Source organism: Sphingomonas sp. BK069 (genome assembly GCF_014193405.1).
GTDB lineage: Bacteria > Pseudomonadota > Alphaproteobacteria > Sphingomonadales > Sphingomonadaceae > Sphingomonas.
In genome coordinates this window covers 1340871-1365625 of record NZ_JACHZH010000001.1, presented here as the reverse complement: position 1 = coordinate 1365625, position 24755 = coordinate 1340871, and the positions used below count along the sequence as shown (strand labels likewise).

The following is a 24755-nucleotide window of genomic DNA, read 5'->3' as shown; positions in this document are numbered from 1 at the left end:
GCGCTGCCCGGTCGGGGGCGACGATGCCGGCCTGCAGATCGTCTGATCCGCACGCCGGATGCCGTGGCCTCACCGCGTAACGGCGCTCCTCCTCGTTCGTCATCGCCGCGCGGGCGGGGATCCAGAGACGCCGACGTTCGCGAGCAAGCCGGCAGCCTGGCGCGTCTGGATTCCCGCCGCTGCGGGAATGACGGTGGGGGGACGGATCGGGTGCGACGAGGGAGGCGCAGCCATGAAGGGGCCGCGGCGAACCTCGTGTCCGCGTCGACGCGTCTCAGCCACCCACGGGTCTCGCGCCGCGCCGCCATCCTCGACCGCTCACACGAGAAGGGCCGCCGCACCCCTCGGCGCGGCGACCCTCCCGGGACCGATCAGGCGATACCGCCTTACTTGATCTTCACCGCCACGAAGCCGCCGACCTGGCGCCCGCGCGTGACGTTGAGCAGCACCTGCGGCCGGCCCGCCGCCTTCGCCGCCGCCACGACACGCGCCACGTCGGCCGCGCTGCGCACCGGCTGCGAGTTGACCGAGGAGATCACGTCGCCGCGGCGCAGCTTCTGTGCCGCGTCGCTCGACGGGTCGGTCGCCGCGACCACGACGCCCTGAACGGTCGAGTCGACCCCGATCGAGCGCGCGATCTGCGGCGTCAGCGGCTGCACCGTGATGCCGAGCGAGCTCGAAGCGGGGGCCGCCTGCTCGCTGTCGTCGCCGCCGCCGAAGCTGTCGTCGTCGTCGCCGCCGCCGCCGCCGGTGAGCGCCGCCATCTGGTCCTCCGACGGGCGCGTGCCCACCGTGGCGTTGAGCGACTGACGCTTGCCGTCACGGATCACGTCGAGCTTGATCGTCGAGCCCGGCGCGGCATTCGCGACGAGATAGGAGAGCGTCTTCTCCGGTGTCACCGCCTGGCCGTTGATCGCCGTCACCACGTCACCCGCGCGCAGACCCGCCTTGGCGCCGGGACCGGCAGGCTCGACGCGGCCGACGATCTCGCCGGAATCCTTCGGCAGGCCGAGCGCCGAGGCCATGTCGGCATTGACCGCCTGGATGCTGACGCCGAGATAGCCGCGCTTGATCGCCTGGCCCTTCACCAGCGTGTCGATGATCGGCTTGGCCTCGGTCGTCGGGATGGCGAAGCCGATGCCGATATTGCCGCCCGACTGCGAGTAGATCTGGCTGTTGATGCCGATCACCTCGCCGTTAAGGTTGAACATCGGGCCGCCCGAATTGCCCTGGTTGATCGCGGCGTCGGTCTGGATGAACGTATCGAACGGACCGCCGCCGGTGGCGCGATGCACCGCCGAGACGATGCCCGCGGTCACGGTGCCGCCGAGACCGAACGGCTGGCCGATCGCGACCACCCAGTCGCCAACGCGCGCGCGGCTCGAATCGCCAAGGCGGACGAACGGCAGCGGGGTGGGCGAGGTAATCTTGAGCACCGCGAGATCGCTGGTCGGATCACGACCGACGAGCTTGGCGGTATATTCCTTGCGGTCCTGCAAGGTGACGGTGATCGACTCGACCGTCGCGCCGCGCGAGGCCGGAGCGATCACGTGGTTGTTGGTCACGACATAGCCGTCGGCCGAGATCAGGAAGCCAGAGCCGAGCGAGGTGCCCTCGCGCGTCACCGGCGCACCGCCGCCGCCGCCACCGAACTGGCCGAACAGGTCGCCGAACGGTGTGCCCGCGAACGGGTTGGCCGACTGCTGGACGGTCACCTTCTGCGTGGTGGAGATGTTGACCACCGCAGGCTGCAACTTCGCGACGAGATCGGCGAAGCTCATCGGCGCGCCCGCGCGCGGAGCGGAGGCGCTGATCGCGCCGGGCTCGTTCTGCGCGACCTGGGCGGTGGCGGGGTTCTGCAGCGTCAGCGACGCCGCGGTGCCGCCGAGGAGAAGGGCGCCGGTGAGGGCGTAGGCGTAACGCACTTTCTTCATGTCCTCTGAATCACCCTGTCGAATAAAGCGGGAACGCTACGTCCTGTGCCGAACAAGCGATGAACGTCGATTGAATATGAACGCGCGACATCGCCGCGGGTTCTATCGCCGCCCGCCCTCGAACTCGCGCAGATAGCCGTTGTTCGGGCTCATGATGATGTTGGTGCTGCCCTCGGGCGGCTGGCCGCCGTCCGCACCGAAGGTGTGGCGGTAGCTCTGCATGGCGCGGTAGAAATCGTAAAAGTCCGCGTCCTTGCTGAAGGCGTCGGCGTAGATCCGCGCCGCCTGCGCGTCGGCCTCGGCGCGGACGATCTGCGCCTGCTTCTGCCCCTGCGCCCGGATCGTGTTGGCCTCCTGCTGGCGCGCGGTGCGCATGCGTTGCAGCGCGCTCTCCAGCGGGCTGCCGTCGGGCAGGTCGGCGTGCTTGATCCGCACGTCGACGATCTCGGCGCCATACTGCTTGGCCGAGCGGCCGAGCGATTCCTGGATCTCGTCCATGACGCGCCCGCGCTCCGGGCTGAGCAGGGTCGCGAACGGCACCTTGCCGAGTTCGTTGCGCAGCGCGGTGCCGAGCAGCGGGCGGAGCTGGTCGGCGACCCGCTCCTCGGTGTTCGAGGTGCTGCCGGTCGAGGTCACCGCGCGCAGCGGGTCGACGATGCGGAAGCGCGCGAAGGCGTCGACGTTGAGCCGGAGCTGGTCGGTCGAGAGCACCAATGTGTTGTCGAGATCGGCGTCGAGCACGCGCTTGTCGACCCAGACGATCTTGTCGACGAAGGGGATGCGCGCGATCACGCCGGCACCGGTCCGGCCGATCGACTGGCCCGGCTGCCACTGGTTGATCAGACGCACCGGATTGTTGAGGCGGAGTACCACCGCCTGCTGCGTCTCGGGGACGATCGCGAAGGTCGCCGCGGCGATGATCACCAGCGCGAGCGCGAGCAGGCCGGCGGCGACGGGATTGCGGAGCCAGACGGGCATCAGCGCGCTCCCCCGCTGGCCGGCTGCGCCGGCGCGGTGCCCGAGGCGGTCGCGTTCGGCTCCTGCAAGCGGCGGCCGCGGTCGAGCGGCAGATACGGCGTCACGCCCGGGGTCTCGACGATCGTCTTGTCGGTCTTGGCCAGCACGGCCTCCATGGTCTCGTAATACATGCGGCGGCGGGTCACCTCAGGGGCGAGGCGATATTGCGCGTACACCTGGTCGAACGCCGAGGCCTCGCCCTGCGCGCGCGCGATCACCTGCTGCGAGTAAGAGCGCGCGTTGTTGAGGTTGCCCACCGCCTCCTGCTGCGCCGCGGTCACCGCGTTGAAGTCGTCGGCGAGCTGCGACGGCGGCGCCGCCTGCTTGATCGACACGCCCTGGACCTGCACGCCTGCCTGATAGCTCGTGAGGATCTGCTGCATCGTCTCGGCGACGCGCGCCTCGATCTCGGTCCGCCCCGCGCCGATCGCCTGGTTGAGCGTGGTGGTGGCCAGCACCGAGCGCATCGCGCTCTCCGCGGTGGCGCGCACCGTCTCCTGCGGGTCCTTGATCTCGAAGACATAATTGCGCGCGTCCGAGACGCGCCAGCGCACCGTATAGGCCAGATCGATGATGTTCTGGTCGCCGGTCAGCACGGTCTCGCCGCCGTCGCGCGGGAACTCGTCGGTGCGGACTTGCTCGACGTCCACCTTGGTGACGTTGACGATCGGCGCGGGCAGGGTCACGCGGATGCCCGGCTCGAGCATCCCCGAGTAGCGCCCGAAATAGGTGACCACGCCGCGCTGCTGCGGCCCGATCTGGTGGATCGAGGTGAGTACCAGCCAGATCGCCACCAGCACGGCGACGCCGAGCAGCCACAGCATCCGCGCGTTGGCGCCGAGCGGCAGCTGCGGCCCGCCGCCGCCCTCGCCACCACCACCACCGCCGCCGCCACGGGCGCGGCGGATGAATTCGTCGAGCGCGGTCGGCTTGGCGCCGCTGCGCTTCGCGCCGGGCGGGACCGACCACGGGTTGCGCGGACCGACATTGTCGTCGTTCCCCCAGGGTCCGTTACTCTGTGCGGCGAGGGGGATGGGGCGCCGAAGCCAGCGTCGCGAGATGATCATCCCGCCTTTATAAGTGCGGATCGGCCGAAAAACAGTGGCAAGCCGCGACACGAGGCGTAACGGATCATGTCCATGGACGAGAATGACGTGAGGCAGGCGGTCCGCGCGGTCGCGGGCGAGCGCGCGACGGTGCGGATCGAAGGGCAGCGGATCGGCGTGGTAATCGACGCCAGCGGGCTCGACGCGCCCGCGCGCGACGCGCTGGAGGCGGCGGTGCGCATGGCGGCGGCGCGGCCGGGCCATGAGGTGCGCACCGTGGTCACCGCCGAGCGGGCGCAGCGCCGGCTGATCGCGGTGGCGAGCGGCAAGGGAGGCGTCGGCAAGTCGACGCTGTCGGCCAATCTCGCGATCGCGCTGGCGCGCGCCGGGCGGCGGACGGGGCTGGTCGACGCCGACATCTACGGCCCGTCGCAGCCGCGGCTGATGGCGGTTGAAGGGACGCGGCCGGAGGCGCGCGACAAGGTGCTGCTGCCCGTGGCGACGCCCTATGGCGTGCCGCTGCTGTCGATGGGGCAGCTGGTCGAGCCCGGCCGCGCGATCGCGTGGCGCGGACCGATGACCGCGGGGGCGCTCGGGCAGCTGATCGACGCCGACTGGGGGCTCACCGACACGCTCGTGGTCGACCTGCCGCCCGGGACCGGCGACGTCCAGCTCACCATGGTGCAGAAGCACCGCCCCGCCGGCGCGGTGATCGTTTCCACCCCGCAGGACCTCGCGCTGATCGACGCGCGGCGCGCGATCGACCTGTTCCAGAAGGCGGGCGTGCCGATCATCGGGCTGGTCGAGAATATGGCAGGCTATGCCTGCCCGCATTGCGGCGAGGTGTCCGACCCGTTCGGCCGCGGCGGCGCCGAGGCGGCGGCGCGGGAGGCGGGGATCGCCTTCCTCGGGCGCGTGCCGCTCGATCTCGCGATCCGGATCGCCTCCGACGCGGGGGAGCCCCCGGCAGCGCGCGACGACGACCGCGTGTTCGCACCCGTCGCGGCGCAGGTGGCGGAGTGGTTAAGGGCGAACTGAGCGGGGTGCGCCCGGTGTACGGGATCGGTCGGCCACATACGACCGGCGCGCAACCCGCACCCGAGCCGCTCGTTCGGTTACAGACGTGCGCCATGCGCGCCGCGACGAAGGAGAGCGCCGATGCCGCTGACCGCCGACGACGATATCCGTGAGCTGCTCGAGGAGACCCGCACGATCGCGCTGATCGGCGCGTCGGACCGGCCGGACCGCCCCTCCAACGGCGTCATGAAGACGCTTCAGGCGCACGGTTACCGCGTCATCCCGGTCAACCCGCAGCTCACCGGCGAGCATATCCACGGCGAGTTTGTCTTCCGCGAGCTCGCGCAGCTCGGCGACCCGATCGACATGGTCGACATCTTCCGCCGCTCATCGGCGGCAGGGGAGGTGGTCGATCAGGCAATCGCCATCGGCGCCAAGTCGGTGTGGCTCCAGCTCGGCGTGATCGACCAGGCCGCTGCGGCGCGCGCCGAGGCCGCCGGGCTCAAGGTGGTGATGGACCGCTGCCCCGCGATCGAGCTGCCGCGGCTGGGCGTGGAACGGCGGGGCGGGCGTGCCGCGGCGGATTAGGCCGATCGCGTCACCCTCCGCCTGCGTGGCTGACGTGACGGGCAGAGTGGAACGTGTATGTCCGCGACGCTCCTCCTGACCGCCGCCAGCGGCTCAGGGGATCAGGCGCTCGTGGCGGCCCGGCGATCGCGGCGGCGTAGCCGGGCGCCCACGAGCGCGAAACCGCCGATCATCATGGCCCATGTGTCAGGCTCCGGCACGGCGGGCGCGCTGACGTAATTGCCGTCTCGTGCGACGTCGACGCCGGTGATCTCGACCGCCCAATTGCCTGTTCGCTGCGCCCCGCTGATATCGCAGAACAGGCCGTCGCCGCCGGGCAGCGGATCGCGGCCCGGACAATTGACCGCGGTGAAGCCGGGCTGCCCCGTTCTGACGAAGGTGCCCAGCGAGCCGCCGCCGAAATTGTCATACTGAGTGACATAGGCGGCATAGTCGCCAGGTCCGAGCTCGCGCTCGTACCGTATGTCGAACCGGGCGCCGGTGACCGGATCGGCCGGGGCAAAGGCCGAGTCGTCCTGCTGATCGATCCCGGTGCCCGCCGTGAGGTCGTACAGCAGGAAAATTGGATCGAAGCCGCCCGCGGCGACCACATGGCCTGTGTCGGTCGTACCGCCGGCGTAGGAGTAGCTGCGAAAGGTGACAGTCGACGTTTGGGCGAGCGAGAAGAGGATGCGCTGCGCGTCATCGTCGTTGTGGAAAACTCCCTCGAAGAAGAAGTCGGCGGCCTTCGCCGTCGGCGAGCAGATCGAGGCGGCGGCGGCCAGGGCGACGGCGAACATGCGTGTCACGGTGCTCTCCCTTTATCACGGCGAAATGGCGTCGGGTGCGGGCGCCTCCGCCACCTGAGCCATGTGCTCGCATGGTCGCCGGGTAACTATCCCACTGAGGCGCTAGGCGCCGCGGCAATGATGGGAGAGGCGCTCGCCGAAAGGGCGAGATCGACCATACATTGGTATGACCTGCGCCGTGCGGGGCGAATCGGTCGTCGACGAATGGCCATTGCCGCGCACGCCGCCCCTCGCTGCGCATCAGCGCCTCTGTTACGACCCGGGGCACGAGAGGGAGGGTTCATGTCCACATTGTTCCGGCGCAAGCCGGTCGCGATCGATCACCGCGGCGGCACCGTGCTCGCGCGCACTCTGTCCTGGCCGCACCTCGTCGCGCTCGGCGTCGGCGCGATCGTCGGCACCGGCATCCTGACGCTGATCGGCGTCGGCGCCGAGCGCGCCGGGCCGGCGGTGATCCTCTCCTTCGTCATCGCCGGCGCGATCTGCGCCTGCGCCGCGCTGGCGTATGCCGAGATGGCGACGATGATTCCCGCCTCGGGCAGCGCCTATACCTACAGCTACGTCGTCTTGGGCGAGGTGATCGCCTGGGTGATCGGCTGGTCGCTGATCCTCGAGTATTCGCTGGTGGTGTCGACCGTGGCGGTGGGCTGGTCGGGCTATGCCTCGGCGCTGCTCACCCCGCTGGGCTTCCCCGTCGCGCTCACCCAGGGGCCGGAGCTCGGCGGCGTGGTCAACCTGCCCGCGGTGTTCATCATCGCGGTGGTCGCCGGGCTGCTGTCGCTCGGCACCAAGGAGAGCGCGACGCTCAACGCGGTGCTGGTCGGTATCAAGCTCGTCGCGCTCGCGGTGTTCGTCGCGGTGGCGGTGCCGCATTTCGACGCCGCCAATCTAGAGCCCTTCATGCCCTACGGCTTTGCCAAGTCGGTGAGCGCGGACGGCGGCGAGCGCGGCGTGATGGCGGCGGCGGCGATCATCTTCTTCGCCTTCTACGGCTTCGACGCGATCTCCACCGCGGCGGAGGAGACCAAGAACCCGGGGCGGGACCTGTCGATCGGGATCGTCGGCTCGATGCTGGCGTGCGTGGTGATCTACATGGGCGTCGCGGTCGCGGCGGTGGGCGCGCTCCACTTCTCCCGCTTCGCCGACTCGCCCGAGCCGCTCGCGCTGATCCTGCGCGGGATCGGCCGGCCCGGCTTCGCCACCTTCCTCGCCGCCAGCGCGGTGATCGCGCTGCCGACCGTGCTGCTCGGCTTCCTGTTCGGGCAGAGCCGCATCTTCTTCGTGATGGCGCGCGACGGGCTGTTGCCGCAGGCGCTCGCCAAGGTGTCGAAGCGCGGTACGCCGGTGCGGATCACGATGCTGACCGCCATACTGGTGGCGGTGATCGCGGGGGTGATGCCGATCGACGCCATCGCCGCACTCGCCAACGCGGGGACGCTGGCGGCGTTCGTCGCGGTGTGCGTGTGCATGCTGGTGATGCGGCGGCGCGCGCCCGACGCCGAGCGGCGCTTCCGCACGCCGGCCGCGCCGCTGGTGGGCGCGATCGGCGTGCTGGGCTGCGCCTACCTCTTCTTCAGCCTGCCGCAGCGGACACAGCTCTACTTTCTGCTGTGGAACCTGTTCGGCCTGGCGGTCTACCTGCTGTGGGGGCGCCGCCGCGCGGCGATCGCGGCGGCGGCGTAGAGCGGGCACGCGAAGACGCGACGACGCGAAGAAGGGGATAAGCGGCGGCTCCTTACCACTACTTCTCCGCGGCGACGGCCGAGGCCCAGTTGGGGAACGCTGGCGAAACACACCGCCGCTCCCCCCGACTGGGCCCCGGCCTTCGCCGGGGAACTACACGCTGGTCTCGTCGCGAGCAGCTCCCATGTCACTCAGGATACTTGGGCCTTGGCGTGAGCCGTCTCTCACATCCCGGCAGCGCTCGCGCTGCCCTGCAACTTGGTCGCCTCGGCGATGTGACGCTTGACGATCGGCACCGCCGCCTTGGCCGAGGCCTTGAGCGGCGCCTTGTCGCCACCCGACGCATAGCTCTGGTGCAGGTCGAGCGCGGCCTGGTGGGCGGGCAGCTGCTGGCCGAGGTACAGGCGGTCGATGTCGGCGGGCGAGGCGGCCTGCAGCTCGTTGATCGAGGCGGTCGCGCCCGGGTCGAGCGCGGGCGGCGGCGGGTTCAGCCCAGCCTTCTGCGCCGCCTTCACCGTCGCCGCGGTGGTCTTCTGATGATGGTCGATCATCATCTGCGCGAACTTCTTCACGCCCGCGTTCTGCGACTTCTGCAACACGACCTGGCTCGAGTTGATCTCGTACAGGTCGCTCTTGCCCGCCCCGGCGACATACGCGTCGGCTGTCGTCTTCGCCTCGGCCGGGGGCGGCGGCGGGGGCGTCTGCGCGCTGGCAATCGCCGGCGCGGCGAACAGCGCGGCGCCGAGCAGCAGGCGGGTAGTGGCCATCATCATCGTTTCTCCCACGTCGAACTCCCGCGAGAGCGGCGCGCGCGTGGCAAAGTTCCGTTGCCAACCAGTAACTTGCTCTCGATCAGCTAGATCGTTCACGAGTCTCCGGCATGGCCAGAGCGTAGAGCGTCAGGCCGCCGCCCGCGATCGCCGCGAGCGTGAGGAAGGTCGGCGCATAGCCCGCGCCGACGATGATCGTCCCCGCCAGCGTCGCGCTCAGCGCCGCGCCGAGCCCCTGCGCGGTCGCCACCGCGCCCTGCGCCACGTTGAAGCGCCCGCTCCCGCGCGTCAGGTCGGCGATCACGATCGGGAAGAGCGCGCCGAAGATCCCGGCGCCGACGCCGTCGAGCGCCTGCACCGCCACCAGCCACCATGGATCGCGCGACACGGTGTACAGCGCCCCGCGCGCGGCCAGCACCGCGAAGGCCGCGAGGAACAGCGGCTTGCGCCCCCAGGCGTCGGCCTTGCGCCCGACCAGCAGCGCCATCGGCACCATCACCAGCTGCGCCGCGACGATGCAGGCCGCGGTGAGCGAGGTCGCCTGATCCTTCCCCACGGTGCGCGCGAACAGCTGGCTCACCGAGGTCAGCATCGCCGCGTTGGCGAGGTGGAACAGGAACGCCAGCGCGGCGAACAGCAGCAGCGCCTTCTGCTCGAGCAGCACGCGCCATCCGGGTTCGGCCTCGCACGCGGCAGCGGTCTCGTCGGGTGCGCAGTCGAGCCCGCGCGCCACTTCATCGTCGATCTGGCGCGAGTCGATCCGCCGCGCGGCGAGGACGCTCGCTACCGTCAGCCCCGCCATCAGGTAGAAGACCACGACCGGGCCGAAGCGCCACGCCAGCACGCCCGCCAGCGCGGCCGAGACCGCGTTGCCGGCGTGGTTGAACGCCTCATTGCGCCCGACCCGAGCGGAGAAGGCGCGCGCGCCGAAGAGTCCCAGGGTGATCGCCGCGATCGCCGGCGCGAACAGCGCGCCCGCCGCGGCGGCGAGCGACTGCGTCACGACTACCGGGCCGAAGCCGTGGACGAAGGGGAGCGACACGCTGCCGAGCGTCACCACCAGCGCGGCGGCGATGACGATCGCGGGCTTGCGCGTCGAGCGGTCGATCAGCCAGCCCGCCGGGGTCTGCGCGAGCAGGCCGACGATGCCCGCGATGGTGAGCACCAGGCCAGCGGTGGCCTCGTTCCACCCGTGCGTCGGCCCGCGCACCGCGACGAGATAGATGGCGAGATAGGGCCCGAGCCCGTCACGCACATCGGCGAGAAAGAAGTTGAGCGCGTCGAGCGCGCGACCGGGCGGGTGCGGCGCGGCCTCCGGCGGCGCCGGACGGGTGGGGGCGAGCGTGGCCATGTGCTCCGGGCTCCGCGGGAGGGTTCGCGGGCAACGTTCCGTTACGAGGCGCGATCCGGGAGTGGCCGGGCTTGCTCTAGGTTAGGAGGGGGAAGTGGTTGAGAAGTGGGGCAAGTATTTTTCCGAACAACATCCTCCCCGCTCGCGGGGAGGGGGACCGCCGCGCGTAGCGCGGTGGTGGAGGGGGCTCTCCACGAAGCTCAGCGGCAGCGGAAAGCCCCCTCCACCAGCCTGCGGCTGGTCCCCCTCCCCGTTCCGGGGAGAATTGGCTCACGGTTCTCGTCGACCATAGAAAAAGGGAGGGCTCCTCGCGGAACCCTCCCTCTCTCATGCGCTCACGGACGCCCGCCTCAGGCGGCGAGCTTGCGCAGCACATATTGGAGAATGCCGCCGTTGAGGAAATACTCCAGTTCGTTGACCGTATCGATCCGGCAGCGCGTCTCGAACGTCTCGGTCGAGCCGTCGGCGCGCTTCAGCGTCACGGTGACGTTCTGGCGCGGGCGCAGCGCGGCGACATTCTCGATCGTGAAGGTCTCGTCGCCGGTCAGCCCGAGCGACTGGCGCGACACGCCCTCGGCGAACTGCAGCGGCAGCACGCCCATGCCGACCAGGTTCGAGCGGTGGATGCGCTCGAAGCTCTCCGCGATCACCGCGCGCACGCCGAGCAGGTTGGTGCCCTTCGCCGCCCAGTCGCGCGACGAGCCCGTGCCGTACTCCTTGCCCGCGACCACGACGAGCGGCGTGCCGTCGGCCTTGTGGCGCATCGCCGCGTCGTAGATCGGCATGACCTCCCCGTCGTAACGGCTCATCCCGCCCTCGACGCCCGGCACCATCTCGTTCTTGATGCGGATGTTGGCGAAGGTGCCGCGCATCATCACCTCGTGGTGGCCGCGGCGCGCGCCGTAGCTGTTGAAGTCCTGGCGCGAGACCTGGTGCTCCTGCAGCCACGTCCCCGCCGGGCTGTCGGCCTTGATCGAGCCGGCCGGCGAGATGTGGTCGGTGGTGATCGAGTCGCCCAGGATCGCCAGCGGCTTGGCGTCGACGATGTCGGTCGTCGGCTTGGGCGTCATCTCCATGCCGTCGAAATAGGGCGGGTTGGCGACATAGGTCGAGCCGGCGATCCAGCCGTAGGTGTCCGAGCCGGTGACGTCGATCGCCTGCCACTTGCTGTCGCCGGCGTAGACGTTGCCGTAGCGCGCGCGGAACATGCCGTCGTCGATATTGGCCGCCATCAGCGCGGCGACCTCCTGGTTGGTCGGCCAGATGTCGCGCAGGTAGACGTCGCCGCCGTCCTTGCCCTGGCCGATCGGCGTCTCGTTCATGTCGGTCGTCACCGTGCCCTTGAGCGCATAGGCGACCACCAGCGGCGGCGAGGCGAGGAAGTTGGCGCGCACGTCGGGCGACACGCGGCCCTCGAAGTTGCGGTTGCCCGACAGCACCGAGGCGGCGACCAGGTCGTTCTCGTTGATCGCCTTGCTGATCGGCGCGGCGAGCGGGCCCGAGTTGCCGATGCAGGTGGTGCAGCCATAGCCGACCAGGTTGAAGCCGATCGCGTCGAGGTCCTCGGACAACCCGGCCTTGTCGAGATAGTCGGTCACCACCTGCGAGCCCGGCGCGAGCGACGTCTTCACCCACGGCTTCGGCTTCAGCCCCAGCGCGTTCGCCTTGCGCGCGACCAGACCCGCGGCGACCAGCACCGAGGGGTTGGAGGTGTTCGTGCAGCTCGTGATCGCCGCGATCACGACGTCGCCGTCGCCGATGTCATGGCCGCGCTCGTCGACCGCGACGCGCGCCGGCTTCTCCTTGTGGTAGAGCTTGAACAGGTCACCGTTGAACACCTCGTCGACGGTGTCGAGGCTCACCTTGTCCTGCGGGCGCTTCGGCCCGGCGAGCGACGGCACCACGGTGCCCATGTCGAGCTCGAGCGTGTCGGTGAAGACGGGGTCGGGGCTGTCGGCGTAGCGCCACATGCCCTGTGCCTTGGCATAGGCCTCGGTCAGCGCGACCACCTCGTCGGGGCGGCCGGTCAGGCGCATATAGTCCATCGTCTTGTCGTCGACCGGGAAGAAGCCGCAGGTCGCGCCGTACTCGGGCGCCATGTTGGCGATCGTCGCGCGGTCGGCGAGCGTCATCTGGTCGAGCCCGGGGCCGTAGAACTCGACGAAGCGGCCGACCACGCCCTTGGCGCGCAGCATCTGCGTCACGGTCAGCACCAGGTCGGTCGCGGTGATGCCCTCGCGCAGGGAACCGGTGAGCTTGAAGCCGACCACCTCGGGGATCAGCATCGAGACGGGCTGGCCGAGCATCGCCGCCTCGGCCTCGATCCCGCCGACGCCCCAGCCGAGCACGCCCAGGCCGTTGATCATCGTGGTGTGGCTGTCGGTGCCGACGAGCGTGTCCGGGTAGGCGATCGTCGCGCCGCTCTTGGCGTGGTCACCCGTCTCCTCCGACGCCCACACGGCGTGGCCGATATATTCCAGGTTCACCTGGTGGCAGATGCCGGTGCCCGGCGGCACCACCTTGAAATTGTCGAGCGCCTTGGAGCCCCACTTGAGGAACTCGTAGCGCTCGGCGTTGCGGGCGTACTCGAGGTCGACGTTATCCTCGAACGCCTTGGGGGTGCCGAACTCGTCGACCATCACCGAGTGATCGATCACGAGGTGGACGGGCACCTGCGGGTTGATCTTGGCGGCGTCGCCGCCGAGCTTGGTGATCGCGTCGCGCATCGCGGCGAGGTCGACCACGCAGGGCACGCCGGTGAAGTCCTGCATCAGCACGCGCGCGGGGCGATACTGGATCTCGCGGTCGCTGCGGCGCTCCTGCTGCCAGTCGACGATCGCCTTCACGTCCGCCTCGGTCACGGTCACGCCGTCCTCGAAGCGCAGCATGTTCTCCAGCAGCACCTTCATCGAGAAGGGCAGGCGCGAGATGTCGCCGAACTTCGTTTCCGCCGCCTTCAGCGCGAAATAATCGTAGGTCTTGCCCCCGGCCGTCAGCGTGGTGCGGGCGTTGAGCGTGTCGTGGCCGATGGCCGTCATGGGCAGCTGTCCTTCCTCGTGGGAGCCTCGCGCCCGCGGCGATGCGGCACGGCCGCGTGCGCGCGGGTGCGGGCGAAACTCTCGATCGCCGCGGGCGATAGCAGCGGGGCGCCGGGCGGGGAAGGGTGGAACGGCGCACGCGCGTAAGCGATTGTGGCCACGGGCGCGGGGACGTCCGGAGAGGCGGAGGGATGGCGCGCAAGCTCAAGGTGTTCCGCACCCCCGCCGGGTTCCACGACGCCTATGTCGCGGCGCCGAGTCGCAAGGCCGCGCTGGCCGCCTGGGGCGCCGACGCCGACTTGTTCGCGCGCGGCGTGGCCGAGGAGGTGACCGACGCGGCGCTGATGGAGGAGCCGCTGGCGCGCCCCGGCGAGGTGGTGCGGCGCTCGCGCGGCAGCGCGGCCGAGCAGCTCGCCGCACTGCCCCCGGATCGGCCGAAGCGGGCGCGGGCGGCAGAGGAGGAGGCGCCGCGGTCGAGGACGGCGCGATCCAAGGCTGCGACGAAGCCGCCCGCCCCACGCCCGAGCCGCGCCGAGCTGGAGGCGGCCGAGGCCGCGCTCGAGCAGGAGGACGCGCGCCGCCGCGACGAGGATAAGGCGCTGGCCGAGCGCCAGGCCGCGCTCGACCGCGAGCGCCGCGAGGCGGGATGGCGGCACGAGCGCGAACGAGCGCGGCTGGAGGCGGCGCGGCAGCGGGCGGCGGACGCCTATGCGGCGGCGGTGAAGAAGTGGCGGCGGTAGATCGGCGGTCGGCTCGTCCTATCACCGTTCGCGCTGAGGAGAGGCTGAGCTTGTCGAAGCCTCGTCTCGAAGCGTGGCCACGCGGTTGCCGGCAAGTGCTTCGAGACGGCACGTCGACGAGCTCAGTGCCTCCTCAGCACGAACGGGGATGAGGGAACGAAACCTCACCTTACCTCACCTCCGTCATCCTGAGCTCGTCTCAGGATCCACCGTGCCGCATATCCGACCGCGCATGGGTGAGCGGACGGGTGGATCCTGAGACAAGCTCAGGATGACGCAGGAAGGAGAGGGACGCAGGATGGCGAGGGTGAGCCCCGCGCCCCGGCCACCCCCCATGCACCCGCCACCCCATCTTCTTGACCCGGCGCACCCCCCATCGCATAGCCGGCTGATGGAGCAGGACATCGAGACGCTGTCGTTCGAGGCCGGCCTACGCGAGCTGGAGACGATCGTCGCCAGGCTCGAGTCGGGCGATACCCCGCTGGAGGAGGCGATCCGGCTCTACGAGCGCGGCAGCGCGCTGCGGCAGCGCTGTGCCGACCGGCTCGACTCCGCGCAGGCGCGGATCGAGGCGATCCGGCTCGGCGCCGACGGCCGCCCCGCCGCCACCGAGCCCTTCGCCGCGGGATGACCATCACCGCCACCGCGTCGCCCCGGTTGCAGGCCGCGCTCAAGGAAGTCGCGGCCGAGATGGACCGTCGCTTCGACGCGCTGCTCCCGGTCCCGGACGATCCCCGCGCCGATCTCTACCGCGCGATGCGCCACGCCACGATCGGGGGCGGCAAGCGGCTGCGCCCGCTGCTGGTGTTCGCCACCGCGCGGCTGTTCGACGTGGCGCGCGACGGTGCGGCGCGCGCCGCGGTCGCGCTCGAGGCGATCCATGCCTACTCGCTGATCCACGACGATCTGCCGGCGATGGACGACGACGACCTGCGCCACGGCAAGGCCACCGTCCACAAGGCGTTCGACGAGGCCACCGCGATCCTCGCGGGCGACTGCCTCCACGCGCTCGCCTTCGAGGTGCTGGCCGATCCCGCCACCCATGCCGACCCGTTCGTCCGCGCCGAGCTGGTCGCCGATCTCGCGCGCGCCTCGGGCCCAAGCGGCATGGCGGGGGGGCAGGCGATGGACCTCAAGGCCGACGGCGCCGCCTTCGACCTCGGCACCGTCACGCGGCTCCAGCAGATGAAGACCGGCGCGCTGATCGGAGCCGCGGTGGAGGCGGGCGCGATCCTCGGCCGCGTGCCGCCCGAGGGGCGCCGCCACCTGCGTGGCTACGCGCACGACCTCGGCCTCGCCTTCCAGATCGTCGACGACCTGCTCGACGTCGAGGGCGACGAGCAGCTCGCCGGCAAGAAGCTGCGCAAGGACGGCGAGGCGGGCAAGGAGACGTTCGTCTCGCTGCTCGGCGTCGAGCGCGCCAAGCAGCAGTCGCAGATGCTCGTCGACCAGGCGATCGACCACCTGCGCAGCTACGGTGACGAGGCCGAGCTGCTGCGTGCGATCGCGCGCTTCGTCACCGAACGGCGCGGGTGAGCGGCATGGGCGCGCGCGTCGGCGTCTATCCGGGCACGTTCGACCCGATCACGCTCGGCCACATGGACATCATCCGCCGCGGCGCCAAACTGGTCGACCGGCTGGTGATCGGGGTCACCACCAATCCCAGCAAGTCGCCGATGTTCAGCGTCGCCGAGCGCATGGCGATGGTGCAGCGCGAGGTGGCCGCGATCGGCGGCGAGATCCACGTGGTGGAGTTCGACTCGCTGCTGATGGACTTCGCCGAGCGCGAGGGCGCGACGATGATCGTGCGCGGGCTGCGCGCCGTCGCCGACTTCGAGTACGAATATCAGATGGCGGGGATGAACCAGCAGCTCAACGACCGGATCGAGACCGTCTTCCTGATGGCCGACGTCGGGTTGCAGCCGATCGCCTCCAAGCTGGTCAAGGAGATCGCGCTGTTCGGCGGTGACATCCGCAAGTTCGTCACCGCCGCGGTGTGCCAGGAAGTGGTCGACCGGGTCGCGCTGGTCGGGCGACGCGGGGGGTGAGGGACGGGGCTCTCACCGCATCACGGCATCCCGTTCTGCCGTTCTGCCGTTCTGCCGTTCTCGCGACCTCTTCTCCCGTCATCCCACTCTCTTTTTCCGTCATCCCGGACTTGTTCCGGGATCCACCTCACCGCGTACCTAGCGCCCGGTGAGTGCACGGAACGGTGGATCCCGGAACAAGTCCGGGATGACCGAAGTGGACGGGATGGCGACGGTACAGCTCCGCGCCGAGCAGCCGCACCCCATTCCCCCATTCAGTTTGGCGCAAGCGTGAATCTGGTCTAGACGCCGCCGCTGACACTCTCCCGACAGACCCGAAAGCACCGATGCGCCCGTCCGCCCTCCTGTCCGCCCTCTTCGCCGCCGCCGTGCTCACCGCCGCCCCCGTCGCGGCACAGGAGCGGCTCGCGCCGCCGCCGCTGGGCGACAAGACCAACATCTGGCTGCTCGACCTCTCCACCGGCGGGCGGGTCGAGATCGCGCTGCGCCCGGACGTCGCGCCCAAGATGGTCGAGCGGATCAAGCAGCTCACCCGCCAGCATTTCTACGACGGTCTCGTGTTCCACCGCGTGATCGACGGCTTTATGGCGCAGGGCGGCGATCCCAAGGGCGACGGCACCGGCGGCAGCACGCTCCCGGACCTGCCCGCCGAGTTCAACTATCTGCCGCACGTGCGCGGCTCGGTCGCGGCCGCGCGCGCCGAGAAAGAGGATAGCGCGAACAGCCAGTTCTACATCGTCTTCCAGCCGCGCTTCTCGCTCGACAAGAAGTATACCGTGTTCGGCCGCGTGATGTCGGGAATGAATTACGTCGACGCGATCGAGCGCGGCGAACCGCCGGCGAACCCGTCGCGGATCGTCCACGCCTATATCGCTTCCGACAACCCGCCGGCCTACCAGCCGCTGCCCGCCGCCGCGCCGGCGACGCTGCCGACGCTGCCTGGCACCACGCCGACGCTGCCCGGGACGGGCGCGGGTGCGGCGACGCCGCCTGCCGCCCCCACTGCACCGGCGTCGCGCGCCAAGCCGGCGCCGCGCCGCCGCTGAGCCGGCGCGCGCGACGCCGATGAACGTCGACCTCTTCGACTTCGACCTGCCGCCCGAGCGGATCGCGCTGCGCCCGGCGAGCCCGCGCGACGCCGCGCGGCTGCTCGTGGTGCGCGGCGACGGACTCGATGACCGCATCGTCGCCGATCTGCCCGAGGTGCTGCGCGCGGGCGACCTGCTCGTGTTCAACGATACGCGCGTGATCCCCGCGCAGCTCGAGGGCACGCGCGGCGAGGCGCGGATCGGCGCCACGCTGCACAAGCGCGAGGGGCCGCGCCGCTGGCGTGCCTTCGTTCGCAACGCCAGAAGGCTGCGCGACGGCGACCCGATCGACTTCGGCGCGGGCGTGAGCGCCACCGCGTGTGACCGCGGCGAAGACGGCAGTTGGGCGCTCGACTTCGCCGGCGACGAGCCGGTCGAGCTGCTGCTCGAGCGCGCCGGGCGGATGCCGCTGCCGCCCTATATCGCGGGCAAGCGCGCCGCCGACGCGCGCGACGCCGACGATTACCAGACGATGTTCGCCGCCGAGCCGGGCGCGGTCGCGGCGCCCACCGCGGCGCTCCACTTCACGCCCGCGCTGCTCGAGCGGCTCGCCGCGGCGGGGGTGGAGCATGCCACGCTGACGCTCCACGTCGGCGCGGGCACCTTCCTGCCGGTCAAGGCGGAAGACACCGCCGACCACAAGATGCACGCCGAATGGGGCCGGATCGATCAGGCCACCGCTGACCGGCTCAACGCGGTGCGCGAGCGCGGCGGACGCGTGATCGCGATCGGCACCACCTCGCTGCGGCTGATCGAGAGCGCCGCGGGCGAGGATGGCGTCGTCCGCCCGTTCGAGGGCGACACCGCGATCTTCATCACGCCGGGCTATCGCTTCCGCGGCATCGACGGGCTGATGACCAACTTCCACCTGCCGCGCTCGACCCTGTTCATGCTGGTATCGGCGCTGATGGGGCTGGAGCGGATGCAGTCGGCCTATGCGCACGCGATCGAGCGAGGGTATCGCTTCTACAGCTACGGGGACGGGTCGCTGCTGCTGCCATAGGGGCAGGCCGTGACGGGCCGGCGTGCGCAGGGGCAGGTTCCGAGAGTAGAGGAAGAGCGGCACCTGACGCTATCGGCGGCAGCGGGCTGTCCTACGCCGGTAGCCGTGTGGCAGAAACATCGACGCTCTGTCTCATCGCCGGCGCGTGCGTCGGCGCCCGGTACCATGACAATCGCCGCGCGCGTCGCCGCAAACGCGTCAGCGACTCAACATTCGCAACATTCGCGTGCGGCCGTGACACGGGCGTCGCGGGCGAAAGACTGCGACGGCAGACCCTTAATATATGTGTTCGGTCGCAAGCGGGACCGCGCGAACGTTGAGTCACGTTGGAGCGTCGCGAGCCGACCGGGCGCGAATGTTGAGTCATGCTGGAGCCGGGCGCACCGATCCGGCGCGAACGTTGAGTCGCCTCGACGGGCCGCGGCGCCAACGACCGGCACCGCTAGCTGGATCGCGCCAGCACCGGTCTCCCGGCGCTCGAGCATGATCGACGGGCCTCGCCGCAGGCTCCACGACCGGCGCGCCCCGCGCGCCGGCGTCGCGCCTCAGCGCGCGATGCCGCCCGCGGCGAGCACCGCCAGCGTCACCAGCTCGCTCGCGGTGGAGGTCATCGGCGCGATCTGTACCGGCTTCTCCATGCCCACCAGCATCGGCCCGATCATGTCGTCGCCGCCGAGCTCGCGCAGCAGCTTGGCGGAGATGTTGGCCGATTGCAGCCCCGGCATGACGAGGATGTTGGCCGGCCCCGACAGCCGCGCGAACGGATAGTTCGCCAGCTGCTTGGGGTTGAGCGCGACGTCGGGCGCCATCTCGCCCTCATATTCGAAGCTGACCTCGCGCTGGTCGAGCACGTGGACCGCCTCGCGGATATTGTCGAGCCACTGGCCGGTCGGGTTGCCGAAGGTGGAATAGCTCAGGAAGGCGACGCGCGGCTCGTGCCCCATCTGGCGCGCCACGGTCGCGGTCTGCTCGGCGATGTCGGCCAGCTCCTCCGCGTTGGGGCGTTCGTTCACCGTCGTGTCGGCGATGAAGACGGTGTGTGACTGGCCCACCAGCACGTGGATGCCGAAGGCGGTGCGGCCCGGCGCGGGATCGATCACGCGCTTGATCTCGCGCATCGATTGCGCCCAGGGGCGGGTGACGCCGGTGATCATCGCGTCCGCCGCGCCGAGCTGGAGCAGCACCGCGCCGAAGATGTTGCGGTCCTGGTTGATCATCCGCTCGACCTCGCGGCGCAGGAAGCCGCGGCGCTGGAGGCGCTGGTAGAGGAAGTCGACCATCTTCGGGACCAAAGGCGAGACGCGGCTGTTGTGCAGCTCATACTCCTCGGGGTTGTCGATCCCAAGCGCGCGCAGATTGTCGTACACGTCCTCGCGCCCGACCAGCACGGGGATGCCGTAGCCGCCCTCCTTGAAGGCGATCGCGGCGCGCAGCACCACCTCTTCCTCGCCCTCGGCGAAGAGCACGCGCTTGGGGTTGGCCTTGGCGCCCTCATAGGCGAGGCTCAGCACCGCAGTGGTGGGGTTGAGCCGCGCGCGCAGGGTCTCGCGATAGGCGTTCATGTCGGTGATCGGCTTGGTGGCGACGCCCGAGTCTATCGCCGCCTGCGCGACCGCGACTGACACCATCTCCATCAGCCGCGGGTCGAACGGCGCGGGGATGATATAGTCCGGGCCGAAGGTGTGGCGCGTGCCATAAGCGGCGGCGACCTCCTCGGGCACGCGATCGCGTGCCAGCTCGGCGATGGCGTTGGCGGCGGCGATCTTCATCTCGTCGTTGATGCCCGTGGCGCGCACGTCGAGCGCGCCGCGAAAGATGAAGGGGAAGCCCAGCACGTTGTTGACCTGGTTCGGATAGTCCGACCGGCCGGTGGCGACGATGGCGTCGGGGCGCGCCGCCTTGGCGAGCTCGGGGCGGATCTCCGGCTCGGGGTTGGCCATGGCGAAGATGATCGGCGCGGGCGCCATGTCCTTGACCATCTCGGGCTTGAGCGCGCCCGCGGCGGAGAGGCCGAGGAACACGTCGGCGCCGTGCAGCGCCTCGGTCAGGGTGCGCCGGTCGGTGTTGGCGGCGTGTGCCGACTGCCATTGGTTGACGTCGTCGCGGCCCTGGTAGATCACGCCGGTGCGGTCGCAGATCAGCACGTTGTCGGCACGCACGCCCATCGCCTTGATCAGCTCGGTGCAGGCGATCGCGGCGGCGCCGGCGCCGTTGACGACGACCTTGACCGAGGAGAGCTGGCGCCCGGTGAGCAGGCAGGCGTTGATGAGGCCGGCGGCGCAGATGATCGCGGTGCCGTGCTGGTCGTCGTGGAAGACCGGGATGTTCATCCGCTCGCGCAGCGTCTGCTCGATGATGAAACACTCGGGCGCCTTGATGTCCTCGAGGTTGATGCCGCCGAAGCTCGGCTCCATCAGCTCGACCGCGTCGATGAAGCGATTGACGTCCTCGGTCTTCAGCTCGATGTCGATCGAATCGACGTCGGCGAAGCGCTTGAACAGCACCGCCTTGCCTTCCATCACCGGTTTGGAGGCGAGCGCGCCGAGATTGCCCATGCCGAGGATCGCGGTGCCGTTCGAGATGACGGCGACCAGATTGCCCTTGGCGGTGTAATCATAAGCGGTGGCGGGATCGTCCGCGATCGCCTGCACCGGCACGGCCACGCCGGGCGAGTAAGCGAGCGCGAGATCGCGCTGCGTTGCCATGGGTTTGGAGGCGATGATCTCGATCTTGCCGGGGCGCCCCTCCGAGTGGAACAGCAGGGCCTCGCGCTCGGAGAACTGGTCGTGGCGCGTCTCGGTGGCGGTGCGATCGTCGGTCATGGCCTTCCTCTAGGGAAGGCAGGCGCGTTTGAAAACCATCGCTAACGTCGCTCGTGCGCGAGCAGTTGTTGCTTGGCCGCCAGGCCGCCGGCGAAGCCGGTGAGCTTGCCCGAGGCGCCGATCACGCGGTGGCACGGCACCACGATGGACAGCGGGTTGCGCCCGTTGGCGGCGCCGACCGCGCGGCTGGCGGTGGGGCGGCCGATGGCGCGGGCGATGTCGCCGTAGCTGCGCGTCTCGCCGTGCGGGATGGCGGTGAGCGCGGCCCAGACGGCGCGCTGGAAGGCGCTGCCGACGGGGGCGAGCGGCAGGTCGAAGTCGCGGCGCCGGCCGGCGAAATACTCGTCGAGCTGGGCGCGGGCGGTGGCGAGCACGGGATGGTCGGCGCGCTCCTCGGCGGCGGCGAGGCGGACGCGCCCGGGCGAGTCGTCGGGCCACAGCACCGCGACGAGCCCCGCGTCGCTGGCGACCAGGGTGAGCGTGCCGACGGGCGAGTCCGTGGTGGTGCGGTAGAGCATGGCGGCAGGTCTAGCGGGCGCGGCGGTGGCGTGCATCCCGCCGATTGCGGTCAAAACCTAAGGGGATCGGATCTGATGCAGAAGATCATGTCGACGCGCTGCCAATCGAGTAGCCGACTGGCAGCGCGTGCGCCGCGCGGCTATGTTCGCTCGGATGACGAGTCCCGCCTTGACCGATCACAGCTGGATCGACGACGAGCCGCTGTCGCAGGCAATCCCGCGCGCGCGCACCAGCTATGCCGCCGGTGCGGGCGTCGAACAGCGTGTAATGCTCCTGTGGCCCGCGAGCTGGGGCACGCCGCAGCGCAAACCATGCGGAGAGTGGCTCGCCGCTTGGGATGGCTAGGGTCATCTGGTGCAATGCGGCGCTCGAAGATCTCGACCGCATCTTCCCCTTCATCGCTACCCATGGCAATCAGGCCGCCCGTCTCGTCGCGGAGCGGCTGATCGCGTTTGGTAAGAGCCTGCGCGCTTTCCCGCGCCGCGGCGGACCCACTTGCGCCGGCTGTCGCGAGATGACGACTGTGCCGCCCTACATCCTGCGCTATGAAATCGAGGAGGAGACGGTCTTCATCCGCTCGATCCGTCATGGCGCCCGCCTCCCGGACCAAACCGTATGACCGCCCCCACGCCGATGATGGCGCAATATCTCGCGCTCAAGGCGGAGGCGGCGGACTGCCTGCTGTTCTACCGCATGGGTGACTTCTTCGAACTGTTCTTCGACGACGCGCGCATCGCCGCGCAGGTGCTCGACATCGCGCTCACCTCGCGCGGCGAGCACGCGGGCGAGAAGATCCCGATGTGCGGCGTGCCGGTCCACGCCGCCACCGCCTATCTCCAGCGCCTCATCAAGGCCGGCCACCGCGTTGCCATCGCCGAGCAGACGGAGACGCCCGAGGCGGCGCGCAAGGCGCGCGGCTCCAAGGCGCTGGTCGAGCGCGCGATCGTCCGCGTCGTCACCGCCGGCACGTTGACCGAGGAGACGCTGCTCGACTCGCGCGCCGCCAATTGGTGCGTCGCGGTCGGCGAGGCCGCGGGCGAGGTCGCGCTCGCCGCCGCGGACGTCTCCACCGGCCGCTTCGAGGTGATCGCCTGTGACCGCGCCGGACTCAACGCGGAGCTCGCCCGGCTCGGCGCCGCCGAGGTGATCGCCGCGGAGGAGAGCGATGCCCCCGCCACGGTACGGCGCCCGCGCGGCGAGTTCGACAGCGGCGCGGGCGAGGCGCGGCTCAAGCGGCTGTTCGGCGTGGCGACGCTCGACGGCTTCGGCCAGTTCGGCCGCGCCGCGCTCGCCGCGGCGGGCGGGCTGGTCGCCTATCTCGACCATACCGCCAAGGGGCCGCTGCCCTTCCTTCGCCCGCCGGTGCTGTCCGCCGCGCGCGACGCAATGGCAATCGACGCCGCCACGCGCGAGAGCCTCGAGCTGACGTGCACCGCGGCCGGACAGCGCAAGGGCAGCCTGCTCGACGCGGTCGACCGAACCGTCACCGGCGCCGGCGCGCGGCTGCTCGCCGCCGACCTGGGTGCGCCGCTGATGGCGCGCGAGGCGATCGAGGCGCGGCTCGACCTCGTCCAATTGCTCCACGACGACGCCGGCTTGCGCGAGCGGGTGCGTGCCGCATTGCGCGCGCTGCCCGACATCGGGCGCGCGCTGGGGCGACTGGCGGCAGGGCGTGGGAGCCCGCGCGACCTCGGCCAGTTGCGCGACGGGCTGGACGGTGCCTGGGCCATCGGTGAGCGGCTCGGCGCGCTGGAGCCGGCGCCCGCTTTGTTGCGCGAGCTGGCGCCGCGGCTGCGCGGGCATGGCGCGCTGATCGACCTGCTCAAGCGCGCGCTCGTCCCCGCGCCGCCGATCGAGGCGAGCGACGGCGGCTTTATCGCCGCTGGCTATGACGCCGCGCTCGACGCGCTGCGCGAGACCGGGAGCGGTGGTCGCCGCGCGATCGCCGCGCTGGAGGCGAGCTTCCGCGAGCGCACCAAGATCGCCGCGCTGAAGATCCGCCACAACGGCGTGCTCGGCTACCACATCGAGGTACCTGCGCGTGTCGCCGACCCGCTGATGCGCGCGGATTCGGGCTTCACGCATCGCCAGACGCTCGCGGGGGTGGTGCGCTTCAACGCGCCCGAGCTGCACGAGGTGGCGGCGAGCGTCACCCAGGCGGGGGCGCACGCGCTCGCGGCGGAGGCGGCGCATCTGGAAGAGCTCACCGCTACCGCACTCGCCGGTCGCGAGGCGATCGCCGCGACCGCCGATGCGCTCGCCCGGCTCGACGTCGCCGCCGGCCTGGCCGAGCGCGCGGCCGAGGGCGGCTGGGCTCGACCGAGCTTCGCCGCTGAGGCATGTTTCGACGTGCGCGAGGGGCGCCACCCGGTGGTCGAGGCAGCGCTGGCGAGGAGCGGCGACCGCTTCGTCGCCAACGACTGCGCGCTCGGCGGTGCGGCGGCGCGGCTGTGGCTCGTCACCGGACCCAACATGGGCGGCAAGTCGACCTTCCTGCGCCAGAACGCGCTGATCGCGGTGCTGGCGCAGGCGGGCGCCTATGTCCCCGCCGCGGCGGCGCGGCTGGGGCTGGTCGATCGCTTGTTCAGCCGGGTGGGTGCGTCGGACAATCTCGCGCGCGGCCGCTCGACCTTCATGGTCGAGATGGTCGAGACGGCGGCGATCCTGGCGCAGGCGACGCCGGACAGTCTCGTCATCCTCGACGAGGTCGGGCGCGGGACGAGCACCTATGACGGGCTCGCGATCGCCTGGGCGGTGGTGGAGGCGATCCACGAGGACAACCGCTGCCGCTGCCTGTTCGCCACGCATTATCATGAGCTGACGCGGCTGGCGGAGCGGTGCGACTCGCTGTCGCTCCATCATGTCCGCGCGCGCGAGTGGAAGGGCGAGCTGGTGCTGCTCCACGAGGTCGCGGACGGGCCGGCGGATCGCAGCTACGGCTTGGCGGTGGCGCGGCTGGCGGGCATGCCGCCCGCGACGGTGCAGCGCGCCAAGGCGGTACTGGCGAAGCTGGAAGCGGGGCGCGCCAGGACCGGCGGGCTGGCGGCGGGGCTCGACGACCTGCCGCTGTTCGCCGCCGCGGCGCAGGCGGAAGAGGCACAGTGCGACGCCATCCGCTCCGAGGTCGAGGCGCTCGACGTCGACGCGCTGACGCCGCGCGAGGCGCTCGACACCTTGTATAGGCTGAAGGCGCTGGCGCGCGAGGGTTAGGAAAGGTGGCTCGGCGTGGTGGCGCCCGGTAAGCCGTGTCGCTGGCCGGTGAGAGCGAGCATCACGCTGCCTCGATCAGCGAGCGATGCGAGG

The 24755-nt window shown here is 70.7% G+C and carries 21 protein-coding genes; 12 read left to right on the top strand and 9 right to left on the bottom strand.

Annotation, left to right across the window (positions count from 1 at the left end; genetic code table 11):
* Window positions 1-386: 386 nt before the first annotated feature.
* From FHY02_RS06665 to hflK, 3 genes are all read right to left on the bottom strand, one after another.
* On the bottom strand, window positions 387-1934 hold the full coding sequence (locus tag FHY02_RS06665) for a Do family serine endopeptidase (RefSeq protein WP_221190363.1): 1548 nt from the start codon (window positions 1932-1934) through the stop codon (window positions 387-389).
* A 102-nt stretch (window positions 1935-2036) separates the two neighbouring features.
* Window positions 2037-2912, bottom strand: coding sequence for a protease modulator HflC (hflC, locus tag FHY02_RS06660; RefSeq protein ID WP_183921027.1), 876 nt, complete (start codon window positions 2910-2912; stop codon window positions 2037-2039).
* The gene (hflK, locus tag FHY02_RS06655; protein ID WP_183921026.1) at window positions 2912-4018 is read right to left on the bottom strand and encodes a protease modulator HflK; all 1107 of its coding nucleotides are present in this window, start codon (window positions 4016-4018) and stop codon (window positions 2912-2914) included. The genes hflC and hflK overlap by 1 nt, the downstream gene beginning before the upstream one ends.
* A gap of 66 nt (window positions 4019-4084) precedes the next feature.
* Here hflK and FHY02_RS06650 point away from each other — a divergent pair, with 66 nt between their 5' ends.
* On the top strand, window positions 4085-5035 hold the full coding sequence (locus tag FHY02_RS06650) for an Mrp/NBP35 family ATP-binding protein (protein ID WP_409314223.1): 951 nt from the start codon (window positions 4085-4087) through the stop codon (window positions 5033-5035).
* 120 nt (window positions 5036-5155) lie between these two features.
* On the top strand, window positions 5156-5602 hold the full coding sequence (locus FHY02_RS06645; protein ID WP_183921024.1) for a CoA-binding protein: 447 nt from the start codon (window positions 5156-5158) through the stop codon (window positions 5600-5602).
* A 101-nt stretch (window positions 5603-5703) separates the two neighbouring features.
* Here the strand turns inward: FHY02_RS06645 and FHY02_RS22890 are convergent, their stop codons facing one another.
* The gene (locus tag FHY02_RS22890; RefSeq protein ID WP_260172656.1) at window positions 5704-6381 is read right to left on the bottom strand and encodes a DVUA0089 family protein; all 678 of its coding nucleotides are present in this window, start codon (window positions 6379-6381) and stop codon (window positions 5704-5706) included.
* A 291-nt stretch (window positions 6382-6672) separates the two neighbouring features.
* Between FHY02_RS22890 and FHY02_RS06635 the strand changes: the two genes are divergently transcribed.
* On the top strand, window positions 6673-8073 hold the full coding sequence (locus FHY02_RS06635; protein ID WP_183921023.1) for an amino acid permease: 1401 nt from the start codon (window positions 6673-6675) through the stop codon (window positions 8071-8073).
* Window positions 8074-8297: 224 nt separating this feature from the next.
* Here FHY02_RS06635 and FHY02_RS06630 read toward each other — a convergent pair whose 3' ends face one another.
* The 3 genes from FHY02_RS06630 to acnA all read right to left on the bottom strand — a co-directional run bounded on the left by FHY02_RS06630 (window position 8298) and on the right by acnA (window position 13232).
* Complete coding sequence (locus tag FHY02_RS06630; RefSeq protein ID WP_260159480.1) at window positions 8298-8846, bottom strand: DUF4142 domain-containing protein; 549 nt, start codon at window positions 8844-8846, stop codon at window positions 8298-8300.
* A 79-nt stretch (window positions 8847-8925) separates the two neighbouring features.
* Window positions 8926-10194 carry an MFS transporter gene (locus FHY02_RS06625; RefSeq protein WP_183921022.1) on the bottom strand — a complete coding sequence of 423 codons (1269 nt, stop codon included), beginning with the start codon at window positions 10192-10194 and terminating at the stop codon, window positions 8926-8928.
* 350 nt (window positions 10195-10544) lie between these two features.
* Window positions 10545-13232, bottom strand: coding sequence for an aconitate hydratase AcnA (gene acnA, locus FHY02_RS06620; protein WP_183921021.1), 2688 nt, complete (start codon window positions 13230-13232; stop codon window positions 10545-10547).
* Window positions 13233-13423: 191 nt separating this feature from the next.
* Here acnA and FHY02_RS06615 point away from each other — a divergent pair, with 191 nt between their 5' ends.
* The 6 genes from FHY02_RS06615 to queA all read left to right on the top strand — a co-directional run bounded on the left by FHY02_RS06615 (window position 13424) and on the right by queA (window position 18111).
* Complete coding sequence (locus tag FHY02_RS06615) at window positions 13424-13972, top strand: hypothetical protein (RefSeq protein ID WP_183921020.1); 549 nt, start codon at window positions 13424-13426, stop codon at window positions 13970-13972.
* A gap of 391 nt (window positions 13973-14363) precedes the next feature.
* Window positions 14364-14603 carry an exodeoxyribonuclease VII small subunit gene (locus FHY02_RS06610; RefSeq protein WP_183921019.1) on the top strand — a complete coding sequence of 80 codons (240 nt, stop codon included), beginning with the start codon at window positions 14364-14366 and terminating at the stop codon, window positions 14601-14603.
* Window positions 14600-15508, top strand: coding sequence for a polyprenyl synthetase family protein (locus FHY02_RS06605; RefSeq protein ID WP_183921018.1), 909 nt, complete (start codon window positions 14600-14602; stop codon window positions 15506-15508). Before FHY02_RS06610 ends, FHY02_RS06605 begins: the two co-directional genes overlap by 4 nt.
* A 5-nt stretch (window positions 15509-15513) precedes the next feature.
* A complete protein-coding gene (gene coaD / locus FHY02_RS06600) occupies window positions 15514-16020 on the top strand; it encodes a pantetheine-phosphate adenylyltransferase (protein ID WP_183921017.1) in 507 nt (168 codons plus the stop codon).
* Window positions 16021-16346: 326 nt separating this feature from the next.
* The gene (locus tag FHY02_RS06595) at window positions 16347-17066 is read left to right on the top strand and encodes a peptidylprolyl isomerase (RefSeq protein WP_183921016.1); all 720 of its coding nucleotides are present in this window, start codon (window positions 16347-16349) and stop codon (window positions 17064-17066) included.
* A 19-nt stretch (window positions 17067-17085) separates the two neighbouring features.
* Window positions 17086-18111 (top strand): tRNA preQ1(34) S-adenosylmethionine ribosyltransferase-isomerase QueA, encoded by a 1026-nt coding sequence (gene queA / locus FHY02_RS06590; RefSeq protein WP_183921015.1) that lies wholly within the window; start codon window positions 17086-17088, stop codon window positions 18109-18111.
* A 545-nt stretch (window positions 18112-18656) separates the two neighbouring features.
* Here the strand turns inward: queA and FHY02_RS06585 are convergent.
* Both FHY02_RS06585 and FHY02_RS06580 read right to left on the bottom strand, forming a co-directional pair.
* The gene (locus FHY02_RS06585) at window positions 18657-20933 is read right to left on the bottom strand and encodes an NADP-dependent malic enzyme (protein WP_183921014.1); all 2277 of its coding nucleotides are present in this window, start codon (window positions 20931-20933) and stop codon (window positions 18657-18659) included.
* Window positions 20934-20974: 41 nt separating this feature from the next.
* On the bottom strand, window positions 20975-21487 hold the full coding sequence (locus FHY02_RS06580) for a methylated-DNA--[protein]-cysteine S-methyltransferase (RefSeq protein WP_409322273.1): 513 nt from the start codon (window positions 21485-21487) through the stop codon (window positions 20975-20977).
* 118 nt (window positions 21488-21605) lie between these two features.
* On the opposite strand from FHY02_RS06580, the gene FHY02_RS06575 reads away from it, so the two are divergent.
* Genes FHY02_RS06575 through mutS form a run of 3 tightly spaced genes read left to right on the top strand, consistent with a single transcriptional unit; the run spans window position 21606 to window position 24662 of the window.
* Complete coding sequence (locus FHY02_RS06575; protein ID WP_183921013.1) at window positions 21606-21797, top strand: hypothetical protein; 192 nt, start codon at window positions 21606-21608, stop codon at window positions 21795-21797.
* The gene (locus tag FHY02_RS06570) at window positions 21790-22071 is read left to right on the top strand and encodes a type II toxin-antitoxin system RelE/ParE family toxin (RefSeq protein WP_183921012.1); all 282 of its coding nucleotides are present in this window, start codon (window positions 21790-21792) and stop codon (window positions 22069-22071) included. Before FHY02_RS06575 ends, FHY02_RS06570 begins: the two co-directional genes overlap by 8 nt.
* A 14-nt stretch (window positions 22072-22085) precedes the next feature.
* Window positions 22086-24662, top strand: coding sequence for a DNA mismatch repair protein MutS (gene mutS, locus FHY02_RS06565; RefSeq protein WP_183921482.1), 2577 nt, complete (start codon window positions 22086-22088; stop codon window positions 24660-24662).
* Window positions 24663-24755: the final 93 nt, after the last annotated feature.

Bases quoted from the DNA above. Each gene is read 5' to 3' on its own strand.
- FHY02_RS06665 (WP_221190363.1), bottom strand. From the start codon at position 1,934: ATGAAGAAAGTGCGTTACGCCTACGCCCTCACCGGCGCCCTTCTCCTC.
- FHY02_RS06595 (WP_183921016.1), top strand. From the start codon at position 16,347: ATGCGCCCGTCCGCCCTCCTGTCCGCCCTCTTCGCCGCCGCCGTGCTC.
- mutS (WP_183921482.1), top strand. From the start codon at position 22,086: ATGATGGCGCAATATCTCGCGCTCAAGGCGGAGGCGGCGGACTGCCTG.
- FHY02_RS06635 (WP_183921023.1), top strand. From the start codon at position 6,673: ATGTCCACATTGTTCCGGCGCAAGCCGGTCGCGATCGATCACCGCGGC.
- FHY02_RS06650 (WP_409314223.1), top strand. From the start codon at position 4,085: ATGTCCATGGACGAGAATGACGTGAGGCAGGCGGTCCGCGCGGTCGCG.
- hflC (WP_183921027.1), bottom strand. From the start codon at position 2,912: ATGCCCGTCTGGCTCCGCAATCCCGTCGCCGCCGGCCTGCTCGCGCTC.
- FHY02_RS06625 (WP_183921022.1), bottom strand. From the start codon at position 10,194: ATGGCCACGCTCGCCCCCACCCGTCCGGCGCCGCCGGAGGCCGCGCCG.
- FHY02_RS06570 (WP_183921012.1), top strand. From the start codon at position 21,790: ATGGCTAGGGTCATCTGGTGCAATGCGGCGCTCGAAGATCTCGACCGC.
- FHY02_RS06605 (WP_183921018.1), top strand. From the start codon at position 14,600: ATGACCATCACCGCCACCGCGTCGCCCCGGTTGCAGGCCGCGCTCAAG.
- acnA (WP_183921021.1), bottom strand. From the start codon at position 13,232: ATGACGGCCATCGGCCACGACACGCTCAACGCCCGCACCACGCTGACG.
- hflK (WP_183921026.1), bottom strand. From the start codon at position 4,018: ATGATCATCTCGCGACGCTGGCTTCGGCGCCCCATCCCCCTCGCCGCA.
- FHY02_RS06630 (WP_260159480.1), bottom strand. From the start codon at position 8,846: ATGATGATGGCCACTACCCGCCTGCTGCTCGGCGCCGCGCTGTTCGCC.
- FHY02_RS06585 (WP_183921014.1), bottom strand. From the start codon at position 20,933: ATGACCGACGATCGCACCGCCACCGAGACGCGCCACGACCAGTTCTCC.
- queA (WP_183921015.1), top strand. From the start codon at position 17,086: ATGAACGTCGACCTCTTCGACTTCGACCTGCCGCCCGAGCGGATCGCG.
- FHY02_RS22890 (WP_260172656.1), bottom strand. From the start codon at position 6,381: ATGTTCGCCGTCGCCCTGGCCGCCGCCGCCTCGATCTGCTCGCCGACG.
- FHY02_RS06645 (WP_183921024.1), top strand. From the start codon at position 5,156: ATGCCGCTGACCGCCGACGACGATATCCGTGAGCTGCTCGAGGAGACC.
- coaD (WP_183921017.1), top strand. From the start codon at position 15,514: ATGGGCGCGCGCGTCGGCGTCTATCCGGGCACGTTCGACCCGATCACG.
- FHY02_RS06575 (WP_183921013.1), top strand. From the start codon at position 21,606: ATGACGAGTCCCGCCTTGACCGATCACAGCTGGATCGACGACGAGCCG.
- FHY02_RS06580 (WP_409322273.1), bottom strand. From the start codon at position 21,487: ATGCACGCCACCGCCGCGCCCGCTAGACCTGCCGCCATGCTCTACCGC.
- FHY02_RS06610 (WP_183921019.1), top strand. From the start codon at position 14,364: ATGGAGCAGGACATCGAGACGCTGTCGTTCGAGGCCGGCCTACGCGAG.
- FHY02_RS06615 (WP_183921020.1), top strand. From the start codon at position 13,424: ATGGCGCGCAAGCTCAAGGTGTTCCGCACCCCCGCCGGGTTCCACGAC.